This window comes from Pseudomonas frederiksbergensis, from assembly GCF_003732705.1.
Classification (GTDB): Bacteria; Pseudomonadota; Gammaproteobacteria; order Pseudomonadales; family Pseudomonadaceae; genus Aquipseudomonas; species Aquipseudomonas frederiksbergensis_F.
On sequence record NZ_MOBR01000012.1, the window covers coordinates 1 to 14,777 of the forward strand.

General features: G+C 58.8%; 14 protein-coding genes and 1 pseudogene. 5 read left to right on the forward strand and 10 right to left on the reverse strand.

Annotated features, from left to right (window positions below; translation table 11 throughout):
- Positions 1-285 precede the first annotated feature (285 nt).
- A complete protein-coding gene (locus BK667_RS15060) occupies positions 286-669 on the reverse strand; it encodes a PaaI family thioesterase (protein WP_123402688.1) in 384 nt (127 codons plus the stop codon).
- On the reverse strand, positions 669-2,993 hold the full coding sequence (locus tag BK667_RS15065) for a Tex family protein (RefSeq protein WP_123598089.1): 2,325 nt from the start codon (positions 2,991-2,993) through the stop codon (positions 669-671). Before BK667_RS15065 ends, BK667_RS15060 begins: the two co-directional genes overlap by 1 nt.
- Before the next feature lie 361 nt (positions 2,994-3,354).
- On the opposite strand from BK667_RS15065, the gene ompR reads away from it, so the two are divergent.
- Both ompR and BK667_RS15075 read left to right on the forward strand, forming a co-directional pair.
- On the forward strand, positions 3,355-4,095 hold the full coding sequence (gene ompR, locus BK667_RS15070) for an osmolarity response regulator transcription factor OmpR (RefSeq protein ID WP_064675389.1): 741 nt from the start codon (positions 3,355-3,357) through the stop codon (positions 4,093-4,095).
- Positions 4,096-4,197: 102 nt separating this feature from the next.
- Positions 4,198-5,511: an ATP-binding protein gene (locus BK667_RS15075; RefSeq protein WP_123515858.1), complete on the forward strand. Its 1,314-nt coding sequence runs from the start codon at positions 4,198-4,200 to the stop codon at positions 5,509-5,511.
- A 120-nt stretch (positions 5,512-5,631) separates the two neighbouring features.
- Here the strand turns inward: BK667_RS15075 and rimK are convergent, their stop codons facing one another.
- From rimK to rimA, 3 genes are read right to left on the reverse strand one after another with little or no spacing between them, the layout of a single operon-like run.
- On the reverse strand, positions 5,632-6,537 hold the full coding sequence (rimK, locus tag BK667_RS15080; protein WP_054047778.1) for a 30S ribosomal protein S6--L-glutamate ligase: 906 nt from the start codon (positions 6,535-6,537) through the stop codon (positions 5,632-5,634).
- Positions 6,534-7,013: a retropepsin-like aspartic endopeptidase RimB gene (gene rimB, locus BK667_RS15085; RefSeq protein ID WP_054047776.1), complete on the reverse strand. Its 480-nt coding sequence runs from the start codon at positions 7,011-7,013 to the stop codon at positions 6,534-6,536. Before rimB ends, rimK begins: the two co-directional genes overlap by 4 nt.
- Before the next feature lie 17 nt (positions 7,014-7,030).
- A complete protein-coding gene (gene rimA / locus BK667_RS15090) occupies positions 7,031-7,810 on the reverse strand; it encodes a S6 modification regulatory phosphodiesterase RimA (RefSeq protein WP_123515856.1) in 780 nt (259 codons plus the stop codon).
- A gap of 118 nt (positions 7,811-7,928) precedes the next feature.
- Here rimA and BK667_RS15095 point away from each other — a divergent pair, with 118 nt between their 5' ends.
- The gene (locus tag BK667_RS15095; protein ID WP_123402683.1) at positions 7,929-8,336 is read left to right on the forward strand and encodes an Hsp15 family ribosome-associated heat shock protein; all 408 of its coding nucleotides are present in this window, start codon (positions 7,929-7,931) and stop codon (positions 8,334-8,336) included.
- A gap of 117 nt (positions 8,337-8,453) precedes the next feature.
- Here the strand turns inward: BK667_RS15095 and BK667_RS15100 are convergent, their stop codons facing one another.
- Entirely contained in the window at positions 8,454-9,257 is an 804-nt protein-coding gene (locus tag BK667_RS15100; protein ID WP_123598090.1) for a phosphatase PAP2 family protein, read from the reverse strand.
- Between the two features lie 103 nt (positions 9,258-9,360).
- Here BK667_RS15100 and hslO point away from each other — a divergent pair, with 103 nt between their 5' ends.
- Both hslO and BK667_RS15110 read left to right on the forward strand, forming a co-directional pair.
- Positions 9,361-10,263 (forward strand): Hsp33 family molecular chaperone HslO, encoded by a 903-nt coding sequence (gene hslO / locus BK667_RS15105; RefSeq protein WP_123598091.1) that lies wholly within the window; start codon positions 9,361-9,363, stop codon positions 10,261-10,263.
- Between the two features lie 182 nt (positions 10,264-10,445).
- Entirely contained in the window at positions 10,446-11,987 is a 1,542-nt protein-coding gene (locus tag BK667_RS15110) for a phosphoenolpyruvate carboxykinase (protein ID WP_123515850.1), read from the forward strand.
- Positions 11,988-12,129: 142 nt separating this feature from the next.
- On the opposite strand, the gene BK667_RS15115 is transcribed toward BK667_RS15110, so the two are convergent.
- The 4 genes and pseudogenes from BK667_RS15115 to BK667_RS15135 form a co-directional block, all read right to left on the reverse strand.
- Complete coding sequence (locus BK667_RS15115; RefSeq protein WP_123598092.1) at positions 12,130-12,483, reverse strand: DUF1493 family protein; 354 nt, start codon at positions 12,481-12,483, stop codon at positions 12,130-12,132.
- An 89-nt stretch (positions 12,484-12,572) separates the two neighbouring features.
- Positions 12,573-12,728, reverse strand: a pseudogene (locus BK667_RS33840) (YhfG family protein); the annotation flags it as partial.
- 351 nt (positions 12,729-13,079) lie between these two features.
- Positions 13,080-13,376, reverse strand: coding sequence for a hypothetical protein (locus BK667_RS15130; protein ID WP_123598093.1), 297 nt, complete (start codon positions 13,374-13,376; stop codon positions 13,080-13,082).
- Between the two features lie 192 nt (positions 13,377-13,568).
- Positions 13,569-14,699, reverse strand: a complete 1,131-nt coding sequence (locus tag BK667_RS15135) for a hypothetical protein (protein ID WP_123598094.1) — start codon at positions 14,697-14,699, stop codon at positions 13,569-13,571.
- Positions 14,700-14,777 lie beyond the last annotated feature (78 nt).

The following is a 14,777-nucleotide window of genomic DNA, read 5'->3' on the forward strand; positions in this document are numbered from 1 at the left end:
CTTCACGCGTCAGTCGCCCAAATAAGGGGGTGGGGAAGACGGTCTACAAGGGTGAAGTTAAAACTGGCGTTTTCGCCTGGTTTTCGGACCGCACTGGACGGGTGAAAGCCAGCCAGTGAGTGCTAGCCGCCAACCCCCTGTGGGAGCGAGCCTGCTCGCGAAGACGGTTTGTCAGCTAACATTTAAGTCAGCTGACAAACCGTCTTCGCGAGCAGGCTCGCTCCCACAGGGAATTTCGGCGCTGCGGTCACAGCGCTGAAATTAACTCAAAATGATGGCTTTCATCTACAGGACAGCGAACGTGCCTTGTGCTTTTGCGACCAGTTTGTCGCCTTGCATCACGTCGGCCTCGACCACCAGCGTGCGGCGGCCCGGGTGGATGACCCGTGCCGTGCACATCACTTCGCCCTCGGACACGGCGCGAATGTAGTTGATCTTGCATTCGATGGTCGCGCTCTGCTGGTCAAAGCCGTGGGTGCTTGAGCAGGCCAGCCCCATGGCAATGTCCACCAGACTGAACAAAGCCCCGCCGTGCAGCTTGCCGCCGCGATTGCGCAGTTCTGGCTCAAGTGCCAGGGCGACTTGCGCCACCCCGGTTTCCAGGCTGTGCAAACGACACCCCAGCAGCTTGAAAAAAGCGCTTTCGGTCAGGCCGGCGGGGATTTCCATCAGCGTTTCTTCAACTGCTTGGCGTTGGCGAACAGCGAAGCCATGGCGTTGTTGGCCGGGGCCGCTGCGGTGGTTTCCTTGCGCGGTGCGTTGCTCTGGGATTGGCGCGGGGCCGAACCCGGACGTGCACCACGAGCACCGTCGATTTTCTCGCCCGGGGTGTCGCTCATGCGCATCGACAGGCCTACGCGTTTGCGCGGGATATCGATTTCCATGACCTTCACTTTCACCACATCACCGGCCTTCACCGCTTCGCGTGGATCTTTGATGAACTTCTCCGAAAGCGCAGAGATGTGCACCAAGCCGTCCTGATGCACGCCGATGTCGACGAATGCGCCGAAGTTGGTCACGTTGGTCACCACGCCTTCGAGGATCATCCCCAGTTGCAAGTCCTTGAGGTCTTCGACGCCTTCCTGGAACTCGGCGGTCTTGAACTCGGGACGCGGGTCACGGCCAGGTTTTTCCAGCTCTTGCAGGATGTCGGTGACCGTTGGCAGACCGAATGTTTCGTCGGTGTACTTCTTCGGATCGAGGCGCTTGAGGAAGCTTGCGTCGCCGATCAGCGAGCGGATATCACGGTCGGTTTCAGCGGCAATGCGCTGCACCAGTGGATAGGCTTCCGGGTGAACAGCGGAGGAATCCAGCGGATTGTCGCCGTTCATCACGCGTAGGAAACCGGCAGCCTGTTCGAAGGTTTTTTCGCCCAGACGCGCGACTTTCTTCAACGCCGCACGGGTTTTGAACGCGCCGTGCTCGTCGCGGTGGCTGACGATGTTCTGCGCCAGTGTCGCGTTCAGGCCGGAGATACGGGCCAGCAGCGCTACCGAAGCAGTGTTTACGTCCACGCCCACGGCGTTTACGCAGTCCTCGACCACCGCATCCAGGCCGCGCGCCAGTTTTAGCTGCGACACGTCGTGCTGGTACTGGCCGACACCGATGGATTTCGGATCGATCTTCACCAGTTCAGCCAGTGGATCCTGCAAGCGACGGGCAATCGACACCGCGCCACGGATCGACACGTCGAGGTCCGGGAATTCCTTGGAAGCCAGTTCCGACGCCGAGTAAACCGATGCACCGGCCTCGGAGACCATGACCTTGGTCATCTTCATGGCTGGGTATTTTTTGATCAGCTCAGCGGCCAGTTTGTCGGTTTCGCGGCTGGCGGTGCCGTTGCCGATGGCGATCAAGTCCACCGCGTGCTTGGCGCACAGGGCGGCGAGGATCGCGATGGTCTGGTCCCACTTGTTGTGCGGCACGTGCGGGTAAACCGTGGCGTGATCCAGCAGTTTGCCGGTGGAATCGACCACGGCGACCTTGCAACCGGTGCGCAGGCCTGGGTCGAGGCCCAGGGTGGCGCGCGGGCCGGCCGGGGCCGACAGCAGCAAGTCGTGCAGGTTGTGGGCGAACACGTTGATTGCTTCGGTTTCCGCGCCATCGCGCAGTTCGCCCAGCAGATCGGTTTCCAAATGCGTGTAGAGCTTCACTTTCCAGGTCCAGCGCACCACTTCGCCCAGCCATTTGTCGGCGGCGCGGTTCTGGTTCTGGATGCCGAATTGCTGGCCGATCATGCCTTCGCACGGGTGCATGGTGCCTGGCAGTTCGTCGCCGACTTTCAGCGCGGAGCTGAGAATGCCTTCGTTGCGGCCACGGAAAATCGCCAGGGCGCGGTGCGACGGCATGCTTTTGAGCGGTTCATCGTGTTCGAAATAGTCGCGGAACTTGGCGCCTTCCTCTTCCTTGCCGGCAATCACGCGGGCGCTGAGAGTGGCTTCCTGCTTGAGGTAGCTGCGCAGCTTGCCCAGCAGGCCGGCGTCTTCGGCGAAGCGTTCCATCAGGATGTATTTGGCGCCTTCAAGGGCTGCCTTCACATCCGCCACGCCTTTTTCGGCGTCGACGAAGCGTGCGGCTTCGGCGTCTGGCGTCAGGCTTGGGTCGTTGAACAGGCCGTCGGCCAGGTCGCCGAGGCCGGCTTCCAGGGCGATCTGGCCCTTGGTGCGGCGCTTCTGCTTGTACGGCAGGTACAAGTCTTCGAGGCGGGTCTTGGTGTCGGCGAGTTTGATGTCGCGCTCGAGTTGCGGGGTCAGCTTGCCTTGCTCTTGAATGCTGGCAAGGATGCTGATGCGCCGTTCGTCGAGTTCTCGCAGGTAGCGCAGACGCTCTTCCAGGTGCCGCAACTGGATGTCATCGAGGCTGCCGGTCACTTCTTTCCGGTAGCGGGCGATGAAGGGAACGGTAGACCCTTCATCGAGTAGCGCGACGGCCGCTTCGACCTGTTGTGGGCGTACACCGAGTTCCTCGGCGATGCGGCTGTTGATGCTGTCCATAAAACCACCTGACAAATTGTGAAAGCAGGCTCGCAGGCGCAGGGTTAAAGGCTCGGCGAGACTGGTTGAGCGGCCTGGCCTGCGCCGCTACCTGGGTCAACAGGCATCCCGTTGACCCGTGAAATCGAACAATTACTGCGCACGCCGGAAAAATAAAAAGCGGCCTACTACAGTAACGATCAGACGTTGCCTGACACAAAACGCCGCGCATTATAACCAGCGTTCTGTCATTCGGGGGCATTGCACTCTGTAGGCAAAAAGGCCGGTTTTCTGGCAGTGAAGGAAAAATCTGCTAACAATGCACACGGTGCGTATAACGGCAGCTACGCCATAATGCGCGCCGAGCTAAAAGGAGCATCTAATGAGCAGCACTGCAAACATTGCTGAAGGCGAAAAAATTCTTATTGTTGATGACGATCCAGGGCTGAGCAGCCTGCTGGAACGCTTTTTCGTCAGCAAGGGCTACCGCGCCCGCGCCGTACCGAACACTGAACAAATGGACCGCCTGCTGGCGCGCGAAGTGTTCAACCTGGTCGTCCTCGACCTGATGCTGCCCGGCGAAGACGGTTTGACCGCCTGCCGCCGTCTGCGCGGTGCGAACAATCAGATTCCGATCATCATGCTCACCGCCAAGGGTGATGAGCTGAGCCGCATCAAGGGCCTGGAACTGGGCGCCGACGATTACCTGGCCAAGCCGTTCAACCCGGACGAGCTGATGGCGCGGGTCAAAGCGGTCCTGCGCCGTCAGGCTGCGCCAGTGCCGGGTGCGCCGGGCAGCGAAGACGAAAGCGTGACCTTCGGTGACTACGAACTGTCCCTGGCCACCCGCGAACTGAAACGCGGCGATGAAGTGCACATGCTCACCACCGGTGAGTTTGCGGTGCTCAAGGCCCTGGTCATGAACGCCCGTCAGCCGCTGACCCGCGACAAGCTGATGAACCTGGCCCGTGGCCGGGAGTGGGATGCCCTGGAGCGTTCCATCGACGTGCAGATCTCCCGTCTGCGCCGGATGATCGAACCCGATCCATCCAAACCGCGCTACATCCAGACCGTTTGGGGTGTGGGTTACGTGTTCGTTCCGGATGGCGCCGCCACCAAGTGATCGGCGATTTGTAGGAGCGGGTTTGCGGACGACGTTGTCCGCAGACTCGCGATCCGCAATATGCGAGCATCGCTCGCTCCTGCAAGTGTGTAGCGGTTATTCATGAAAACCCCCGTTTGGTTCCCCCAGAGTTTCTTCTCCCGCACCCTGTGGCTGGTGCTGATTGTCGTCCTGTTCTCCAAGGCGCTGACCCTGGTTTATCTGTTGATGAACGAAGACGTGCTGGTGGACCGCCAATACAGCCACGGCGTCGCCCTGACGCTGCGCGCCTATTGGGCCGCCGATGAAGAAAACCGCACGAAAATCGCCGACGCAGCGACCCTGATCCGGGTGGTCGGTGCCGGTGTGCCGGAAGGCGAACAACACTGGCCGTACAGCGAGATCTATCAGCGCCAAATGCAGGCGGAACTGGGTGCCGACACCGAGGTTCGATTACGCATGCACTCGCCGCCGGCGCTGTGGGTCCGGGCGCCGAGCCTGGGCGATGGCTGGTTGAAGGTGCCGCTGTACCCGCATCCACTGCGTGGTCAGAAAATCTGGAACGTGCTGGGCTGGTTCCTCGCCATCGGTTTGCTGTCCACTGCTTCGGCATGGATCTTCGTCAGCCAGCTCAACCAACCTCTGAAACGTCTGGTCTATGCCGCAAGGCAACTCGGCCAGGGTCGCAGCGTGCGCCTGCCGATCAGCGACACGCCGAGCGAGATGGCCGAGGTTTACCGCGCCTTCAACCAGATGGCCGAAGATGTCGAACAGGCCGGTCGCGAACGTGAGTTGATGCTGGCCGGGGTGTCCCACGATTTACGCACGCCGTTGACCCGTTTGCGGCTGTCTCTGGAATTGATGGGCGACCATAGCGATCTGTCGGACGACATGGTGCGCGACATCGAAGACATGGACGCGATTCTCGATCAGTTCCTGGCATTCATTCGCGACGGTCGTGACGAGTCGGTGGAAGAGGTGGACCTGAGCGACCTGGTGCGCGAAGTCGCTGCGCCGTACAACCAGAACGAAGAGAAAGTGCGCTTGCGTCTGGAACCGATCCAGCCGTTTCCGTTGCGTCGGGTGTCGATGAAACGCTTGCTGAACAACCTGATCGGCAACGCCTTGCACCATGCCGGCAACGGCGTTGAAGTCGCGGCCTATGTATCCGGGGACACCAGTGCGCCGTATGTGGTGCTGAGTGTGATGGACCGTGGGGCGGGGATTGATCCGTCGGAGCTGGAGGCGATCTTCAATCCGTTTACCCGGGGTGATCGGGCACGGGGCGGGAAAGGCACCGGGTTAGGCTTGGCGATCGTGAAGCGGATTGCTTCGATGCATGGCGGGAATGTTGAATTGCGTAACCGGTCGGGTGGCGGGCTTGAGGCTCGGGTTCGGTTGCCGCTGGGGTTGATGTTGCCTAGAGACGCCGTCTAACCCGATCGTTCCCACGCTCCGCGTGGGAATGCAGCCCGGGACGCTCCGCGTCCCATCCACAGCCGAACGCAGAGCGTCCGTTGAGGCGTTCCCACGCAGAGCGTGGGAACGATCGGTGTGTCAGCCTTTGCCCTTGGTGCGCGTCATATTCGGCCCACCATTTTTCTCAAGATGCTCGATGATGATCCCCGCTACATTCTTCCCTGTGGTGGTCTCAATCCCTTCCAGCCCCGGCGACGAGTTCACTTCCATCACCAGCGGCCCGTGATTGGAACGCAGGATATCCACTCCGGCCACCGCCAGGCCCATCACCTTCGCTGCCCGCAATGCGGTCATGCGTTCTTCCGGGGTGATTTTGATCAGGCTGGCGCTGCCGCCGCGATGCAGGTTGGAGCGGAACTCCCCAGGCTTGGCCTGGCGCTTCATCGCCGCGATCACTTTGTCACCGACCACGAAGCAGCGAATGTCCGCGCCGCCGGCTTCCTTGATGTACTCCTGAACCATGATGTTCTGCTTCAGGCCCATGAACGCTTCAATCACCGACTCCGCCGCCGTCGCCGTTTCACACAGCACCACACCGATGCCCTGGGTGCCTTCCAGCACCTTGATCACCAGCGGCGCGCCGTTGACCATGTCGATCAGGTCGGGAATGTCATCCGGCGAGTGGGCAAATCCGGTGACCGGCAAACCGATCCCCCGGCGCGACAGCAATTGCAGCGAACGCAATTTGTCCCGCGAACGGGCGATGGCCACCGACTCGTTGAGCGGGAACACGCCCATCATTTCGAACTGGCGCAACACCGCGCAGCCATAAAACGTCACCGACGCACCGATCCGTGGGATCACCGCATCGAAACCTTCCAGCGGTTTGCCGCGGTAGTGGATCTGCGGCTTGTGGCTGGCAATGTTCATGTAGGCGCGCAAGGTGTCGATCACCACCATTTCATGGCCACGCTCGATACCGGCTTCGACCAGACGACGGGTGGAATACAGACGCGGGTTCCGCGACAGCACAGCGATCTTCATGCAACACCTGTGGAAGAGGTAGATACCGGGAACACCGGCTTGTCTTGTACATATTTAATCCCCGGATTGACCACCAACTGGCCGTCGATCAGGGCTTTGGAACCGAGTAACAGGCGATAACGCATGGACTTGCGGCAGGCGAGGGTGAACTCGACCCGCCAGACTCGATCACCGAGGGCCAGGGTGGTGCTGACCACGTAGCGCATCTGCGCGTGGCCGTTGGAGCTTTTAATGGTTTTCATCGTCACCAGCGGCGCCTCGCAGCGCCGGTGGCGCAATTGCACCACCGTGCCCAGGTGCGCGGTGAAGCGCACCCATTCCTGGCCGTCGCGCTCGAACGTCTCGATGTCGGTGGCGTGCAGGCTGGAGGTGCTGGCGCCGGTGTCGATTTTTGCCCGAAGGCCTGCGACTCCCAAATCCGGGAGCGCCACCCACTCGCGCAGACCGACAACGGTCAAATGGTCAAATGTCTTCAATAGGAAAAAACCAGCGATTAACGCGTCCAGGCCTCAGGTGATACCGGAGGCAACGCTTTGAATGCAGGTTTGGCGAACCAGTAACCCTGCATCAGAAATATTCCACAGTCCGCCAGGAAGTCCCGTTCACCGGCGCTCTCGATGCCTTCGGCAATGACTGTAACGTTCAACTCCGCACAGATTGTGACAACCCCCCGAACGATAGCCTGACGAACACGGTCGCGATCGACATCGCGGATCAGCGCCATGTCGAGTTTGATCAGGTCCGGTTGGAAATCAGCCAGCAGATTGAGCCCCGAATAACCGGCACCGAAATCGTCGATGGCGGTCTTGAAGCCGAATTCGCGGTATTCACGCAGAATATTGGTCAAATGGCGATAGTTATCTACGTGCTCGCTTTCCAGTGTTTCGAAAATCAGCCGGTTGATCGGGAAATTGTGTTTTTTTGCCGCCTCCAGGGTGCTGCGAATGCATAGCTCCGGACGATAGACGGCGTTGGGCATGAAGTTGATCGACAAGTGTGTCTGCATATTTAGATTGGCCGCACCTTCGATGGCGCGGGTCCGGCAGCGCTGGTCGAAGCGGTAGCGGTTCTCTTCTGTAACCTGATCTAACACGGACAACGCGCCCTCACCGGCCAGGCCACGGACCAGGGCTTCGTGGGCGAAAATCGACTGGTCGCGCAAGTCGACGATGGGTTGGAAGGCGAAGGCAAAATCGAAGCCCAGCGGCTCGCTCTGCTGGCAGCCTTGGCAACCGGGATTAGGCGAAGTCAGTGAAGACGGAAATATAGTCACACGATCACTCCATGCCGGTGATCCGGCCGAGCCCCCATTCTAGCTGGCGGGTGGGGTTCTTGCGTCCGACGCAATCGGTAGTACAGTTCTGACTACTGGCTGAAGGAAGAGAATTCATATGGCACAAAAACAGGAAGAGGACGACAAGGTCCGTCTCGATAAATGGTTGTGGGCCGCGCGTTTTTATAAAACACGTGCGTTGGCCAAGTCGGCGATCGAGAGTGGCAAGGTGCATTGTCGGGGCGAGCGCTGCAAACCGGGCAAGGAGCCGCGTATCGGCGACGAGTTTCAGATCCGCGTCGGGTTCGAAGAAAAGACCGTAGTGGTGCAGGCGCTGTCGATTGTGCGCCGTGGCGCACCGGAGGCTCAGACGTTGTATGCGGAAACCGAAGCGAGCGTCGCCAAGCGTGAAGCGGCCGCGGCGATGCGCAAGGCTGGGTCGCTGGGTGTGAGCACCGATGGCAAGCCGAGCAAGAAGCAGCGGCGGGATTTGTTCAAGTTTCGGGGTAGTAGCAACGACGAGTGATTCAAGGATCGTTCCCACGCTCTGCGTGGGAATGCCTCAATGGACGCTCTGCGTCCGGTTTGGGACGCGGAGCGTCCCGGGCTGCATTCCCACGCAGAGCGTGGGAACGATCAAGCTTCAACTTGCAGTTCGCACCACACTCATCCGCGAAACCACCGGCAATTTCTCCAGCAGCCCAAACAGCGGCGCGGTCACTTTCAGGAAAAACTCCGAAACGTGATACGCAAACGGCGTGTAGTAACCCCAGCCCAACCCCCACACCGCCAGCAACACGCCACCGATGTAATCGTCCTGACCCCAATGCGCGCCCGCCACCAGCCGCGGCATCATGAACAGCAACGCCAGGCCCCAGATTGTCAGGGTTCGCCCGGTACCACGGCTGAACACTGTCATGAACATCGCCCAGATCAACAGCACGGAAGCATGGTCGCCAGGGAAGCTCTGGCTTGAGCGATCCTTCAGTTGCCACGTTTTCTCAAGCTCAGGAAAATAGTCGCTCATGTGCACGGCGCCGTTGATCATCATCGACGGACTGCTGTGCTGCCAGTCCATGTAATCGGCGAATTTAGAAAACAGCATGCGGATAAACAGCAATAACAGCAGGATTGCCAGAAAGCCGAAAAACGCCCGGCGTACATCCATGGCGTCAAACACCCAATCACCCTTGATAAGCAACGTCAGCAAAATCACCCCGACCACCGCGTCAAACGGACGCAGACTTGCAATTGCCCAGATGTGGAGCCATATCGGGTTGCTGGTAAGTGGAGCATTGAGCCGGTGAAACAGCCACTCGTCGAAAATCACGCACAACATCTGACCTGTGGGCCATAACCAGAATGCCAGCAGCGCCAAAGGCACCACATTGCACAGTACCAACCGGCGGAGGTTCCACCTTGCTTGGAACAAACCCGGATTGTTCATAAAATGCCTCCAATGGCTGAACATTGCGCACCAAAACAGTGCCGCGAAGACGTAATTGTCACTACCTGTAACTAAATTGTCATCACTTCAGATACCCAGACCTATGACCGATCTACCGGATTCCGACTTCACCCAACGCTTCATCTTCGATGACAGCGACACCCGCGGCGAGCTGGTGGCGTTGGAACGAAGCTATGCCGAAGTGCTGGCCAAACACCCCTACCCAGAGCCGGTCGCGCAACTGCTGGGCGAACTGATGGCCGCCGCCGCGTTGCTGGTTGGCACCCTTAAGTTCGATGGACTGCTGATCCTGCAAGCGCGTTCCGATGGCCCGATCCCGCTGCTGATGATCGAGTGTTCCAGCGAGCGTGAAATCCGTGGCTTGGCCCGTTATGAAGCCGACCAGATCGCCCCCGATGCGACCCTCGCCGACCTCATGCCCAACGGCGTGCTGGCACTGACCGTCGACCCGACTCAGGGCCAGCGTTACCAAGGCATCGTTGACCTCGACGGCAAAACCCTGTCTGAGTGCTTCACCAACTATTTCGTCATGTCCCAGCAGGTCGGCACGCGCTTCTGGCTGTACGCCGATGGCCGTCGCGCCCGAGGCCTGTTGCTGCAGCAATTGCCTGCCGACCGTCTGAAAGACGAAGAAGAACGCGCCGCCAGCTGGCAGCACATTACCGCGCTGGGCAGCACCCTGACCGCCGACGAATTGCTGAGCCTGGACAACGAAACCGTGCTCCATCGCCTCTATCACGAAGAGCAGGTTCGCCTATTCGACGTGCAGAAACTGCGTTTCCGTTGCAGTTGCTCGCGCGAACGTTCTGCCAATGCGCTGGTCAGCTTGGGTCTGGAAGATGCCCAGTCGCTGGTGATCGAACACGGCGGCCACATCGAGATCGATTGCCAGTTTTGCAACCAGCGCTACCTGTTTGATGCCGCGGATATCACTCAATTGTTCGCTGGCGCGGGTGTCGATACGCCGTCAGATACCCGGCACTAAAACGGTTCAGCGCAGGTAAATTCACTGGTTAGCGCCGGAATAACGCCGTTACGACGGGAGGGCCCTACTATTTTTGGGCGTTTCTGGCATAATCCGGCCCACTTTTTGTCGCGGTAGTAGTGCACGACTTTCTACTACAAAACGTTTGGAGCACACTCGGCCACTGGCCGACGGGGAATCTCATGACGCAAGCCAATAACGCCGTGTACACCGATCTGAGTGTTGATGATCTGGTAAAAGAAGCCTTGAATCGCGGTGAAGGCGAGCTTGCCGATACCGGCGCGCTGGTTGTTCGCACTGGTCACCGCACCGGCCGCTCGCCAGTCGATCGTTTCATCGTTGACGAGCCGTCCACTTCGGCTTCCATCGCCTGGGGCCCGATCAACCGCAAGTTCCCGGCCGACAAGTTCGATGCCCTGTGGACTCGCGTCGAGGCGTTCAACAACGCGCAAGAGCATTTCGTTTCCCACGTGCATGTAGGTGCGGCTGAAGACCACTACCTGGCCGTGAAGATGACCACCCAGACTGCCTGGCAGAATCTGTTCGGTCGTTGCCTGTTCATCAACCCGCAGAAGTACAACCCGGCCGGTCGTGATGAGTGGCAAGTGCTCAACGTAGCCAACTTCGAGTGCGTGCCTGAGCGTGACGGCACCAACTCCGACGGTTGCGTGATCCTCAACTTCGCACAGAAAAAAGTGCTGATCGCCGGCATGCGTTACGCCGGTGAAATGAAAAAAGCCATGTTCTCCGTGCAGAACTACCTGCTGCCGGCCTCGGACGTGCTGCCAATGCACTGCGCCGCCAACATCGGCGAAGCAGGCGACGTGACCTTGTTCTTCGGTCTGTCCGGCACCGGCAAAACCACACTGTCCGCTGACGAAAGCCGTTACCTGATCGGTGACGACGAACACGGCTGGGGCGAAGGCGTTGTCTTCAACATCGAAGGCGGCTGCTACGCCAAGTGCATCGACCTCTCCGAGAAGAACGAGCCGGTCATCTGGAAAGCCATCAAGCACGGTGCAGTCCTGGAAAACGTCGTCATCGACGACGCCAAGCACGCCGACTACGCCGATGTCAGCCTGACCCAGAACAGCCGCGCCGCCTACCCGCTGGAGCACGTTGCCAAGCGTTCCGAGCACAACCTCGGTGGTGAGCCAAACGCCGTAATCTTCCTGACCTGCGACCTGACCGGCGTCCTGCCGCCAGTCTCGATCCTCAGCGAAGAACAAGCGGCCTACCACTTCCTGTCCGGCTACACCGCACTGGTGGGCTCGACCGAAATGGGTTCCGGCAGCGGCATCAAATCCACCTTCTCCACCTGCTTCGGCGCACCGTTCTTCCCGCGTCCGGCCGGCGAATACGCAGAACTGCTGATCAAACGCATCCGCGGCTTCGGCTCCAAGGTTTACCTGGTCAACACCGGTTGGACCGGCGGCGGCTACGGCGTTGGCAAACGCTTCAACATCCCGACCACCCGTGGCGTAATTGCAGCGATCCAGAGCGGCGCGTTGATTGGTGTTGAAACCGAGCACCTGGACACCATCAACCTGGACGTGCCGTTGGCTGTTCCTGGTGTTGAGACTGGTTTGTTGAACCCGCGTAATACCTGGGCTGACAAGGCTGCTTACGACGAAGCGGCTAAGGCGTTGGCTGGGTTGTTCGTTGAAAACTTCAAGAAGTTTGAAGTGAGTGATGCGATCAAGGCGGCTGGGCCTAAGTTGTAAGGCTTGGTTTAGCGAAATGAAAAAGCCGTCCTTCGGGGCGGCTTTTTTGTGGGCGCTGGTCAGGCGAGCAGCGTTGCGATAACTGCCATTATTCCAACTGAATTCGCGATAAACAGCCAGAATATTGCCACTTATGGATTCGTTAGAGACCTTCCAAAGATTGCGTGTCCCAGCGCTGCACTTTGACCGCTTGGTAAAGCATGCCAATGGTCAGCGGGACTTTGTCTTCGCGCCCCTTTGCCCTGCGCTTGAGATGCACATCGAACCCTTCGGGCTGGAAGTAGCGGTAGGCGTCGTAGTCGATGAAGTCGATCTCAAACTGTTCTTCCAGCGCCTCCAACAAATGTCGCGCATCGGTGCCGTCGCAGCCCAGGTCGAGGTTGATCGAGGTGGTGAGGCTGATGGTTTTGCGTTCGGGGAGGCCGAGTTCTTCGTGCAGCAACTGCATGAGCAGATGCATGGCATGGTCGTTGGGGAAGTTGGGGGCGAGGTTCATTGCGGGGGTGTCCGGTTGGGCTTGGATGGATCTTATTGATCGTCAGGCTTGTGGGGAAGGGCGGGAGCGGGTTGCGACGGTTTGTCTTGTTGGTATTTGGCGAGCGCTTCCTCTCGCGTAGGAAGTGGTATGTCGAGGTCTGCCGGTGATGTGTCGAAACCAGCGAGATGCAGACTGGCTAGGTAATTAGAGCGGCGGACCTTTTCGTAGTGCGCTTGTTTGTGTTTGAACGTTAATTTAGACATCTCGATTGTCTCAGGCGTTGAAGGCTTGATCTTTCCTACGCTCTGCGTGGGAATGCAGCCTGGGACGCTCTGTGTCCCAAGAGCCGAACGCGGAGCGTCCGAAGAGGCGTTTCCACGCGGAGCATGGGAATGATCTATAGGCTGGCCTTCACCGCGCAGGATTTCGTTCATCTGTTGCACGCTTTCCATTAGCTCATCAAAAAACTTGCTCATGGTTATTCTCAGGTTTTGATTGATCGTTCCCACGCTCTGCGTGGGAATGCAGCCCGGGACGCTCTGCGTCCCAGAGCCGAACGCGGAGCGTCCGTTGAGGCATTCCCACGCGGAGCGTGGGAACGATCTTTGCTGGCGTCAGGTGGGTGCTTTCCAGCCCATCATGCGTTGCTGGGCGACTTTGAGTAGGTCGCAGCCGTCCTGATTCAGCAGGTAGAGCGCGTGGGTGATGTGGGGGATGTCTTCGACGTCGCCGTGTTTGAAGCAGGTGCAGTGCAGGGTTTTGAGGAGGTCGCTGGAGGCTCGGATTCGCTGGAGGGCGGCTTCGAGGATGTCCTGGGGGTTAGCCTCTGTGTCGATGATCAGGGGCGGGGAGTCGGTGAGGTTGGTTTGGAGTGGACGGTAGCGATCAAGCAACGAATTTAACGATGTCACTGAGGAACACCTCTATTGAGTTGGAAATATGCGTCCTCTCTTTTCGGGTGACCAAGCCCGAGTCGCTGAATTCTCAGCGACGTCAGAACTATATGTATTCAGCTAAAGGCAGCGATAGAAGACGAGACGTCTTCTCTTGTAGGAGCTGGACGAAGATTCGATAAGACCATTCCTACAGACCAACAGGCCATTTCAACGAATATCCTGATACGACCCCTCATCCATCTTCAACCCCGCCGCCAACCCTGTCGCCGGCGCATAACCCACACCCTTCACCGCCGAAAAATTAACCCCTTTGCTCCCCAGCGAAACGTAGCGCTCGCCCTGATCCAGGTCCGTGAAGTACGTGTACGAGCACTTCTGCATTGCCACGTACTCCGCTTCTGCGGCCGCGATGGCGTTGTGGTAGTTCTCCAGTTGCGCCTGGCTCAGGTTCAGGGTTTTGTTCAGCGTTACGCCCCAACGCTTCAGGCAGACTTCAGCGAAGTGGCGGACGATCAGACCCGGTTCGGCCAGCACTTTCGGGCCGCTGACGCCATCGGCGGAGGCGTTGCAGACCAGGGTGCCGTGGCGGCCGGGCATGGGGTAGATGTGGGTTTTGGTGAGGGCGGAGGTTTCGGGGATGACACAGCAGAAGCCTTTGGAGCGTTCGTCGCGGGCGTAGAAGGCGACGTACTCTTTGACGTTCTTGTCCAGTTTGACTTTGTCGTTCTGGAAGTTGGAAATGCCCGGTACGGGGTCAATGGCAAAGATATTGACTGGAATGTCTCGCAGTTGAATGTCGTTGTACAGTGCGTTGGCCAGCATGTGGCAACTAATGCCGCCACGGCTCCAGCCGACCAAGTTGATTTGAGTAGGGATAACCCCGTCCTTGCGGAACGTTTTAATAATCTGTTCCTGTAACTTTTGCTGAGTGACACTTCGGTCGCCGTAGTTGTATTTACGCCACATCCAGGAACCCTCGATTTTCACATCATCGATGGGAATGCCCGCCGCTTTGAGACGGTTGTATTCAGTCTCGGTCAGTTGTTCCCGCTGCCAGTCACAGCGGCCGATGATGATATTGGTCGCGTGCTTGACGTTTTCTTCCCAGCCCTTGCCGAACAGGGTGCCGCTAAGGCCGTAGTCCTTGGATTGGGTGAACAGTTCGTCGGCTTGCAGGTTGCTGGTGCCCGGGCCGTCGACCACGATCCACTCGGCAAACTCGCGACCGGCATGATGGGAGGCCAGTGTCGAAACCAGTTCGCCGTCCCAGTAAGCAGGATTCTGATTGTCGAACTTAGTCGAGCCGGTACCGCAAAAGAAAATAGTTAATGTAGTCATTGTTAAACTCTTGATTGATTAAAAGAGTCTGCAGACTAGTTTCGGCTGGGTGAATGATAAAGCCGTTAGTTGTTGCTG

Excerpts from the sequence above, each read along its gene's own strand:
- BK667_RS15060 (WP_123402688.1), bottom strand. The coding sequence starts at position 669 with ATGGAAATCCCCGCCGGCCTGACCGAAAGCGCTTTTTTCAAGCTGCTG.
- BK667_RS15065 (WP_123598089.1), bottom strand. The coding sequence starts at position 2,993 with ATGGACAGCATCAACAGCCGCATCGCCGAGGAACTCGGTGTACGCCCA.
- ompR (WP_064675389.1), top strand. The coding sequence starts at position 3,355 with ATGAGCAGCACTGCAAACATTGCTGAAGGCGAAAAAATTCTTATTGTT.
- BK667_RS15075 (WP_123515858.1), top strand. The coding sequence starts at position 4,198 with ATGAAAACCCCCGTTTGGTTCCCCCAGAGTTTCTTCTCCCGCACCCTG.
- rimK (WP_054047778.1), bottom strand. The coding sequence starts at position 6,537 with ATGAAGATCGCTGTGCTGTCGCGGAACCCGCGTCTGTATTCCACCCGT.
- BK667_RS15095 (WP_123402683.1), top strand. The coding sequence starts at position 7,929 with ATGGCACAAAAACAGGAAGAGGACGACAAGGTCCGTCTCGATAAATGG.
- BK667_RS15100 (WP_123598090.1), bottom strand. The coding sequence starts at position 9,257 with ATGAACAATCCGGGTTTGTTCCAAGCAAGGTGGAACCTCCGCCGGTTG.
- hslO (WP_123598091.1), top strand. The coding sequence starts at position 9,361 with ATGACCGATCTACCGGATTCCGACTTCACCCAACGCTTCATCTTCGAT.
- BK667_RS15110 (WP_123515850.1), top strand. The coding sequence starts at position 10,446 with ATGACGCAAGCCAATAACGCCGTGTACACCGATCTGAGTGTTGATGAT.
- BK667_RS15115 (WP_123598092.1), bottom strand. The coding sequence starts at position 12,483 with ATGAACCTCGCCCCCAACTTCCCCAACGACCATGCCATGCATCTGCTC.
- BK667_RS15135 (WP_123598094.1), bottom strand. The coding sequence starts at position 14,699 with ATGACTACATTAACTATTTTCTTTTGCGGTACCGGCTCGACTAAGTTC.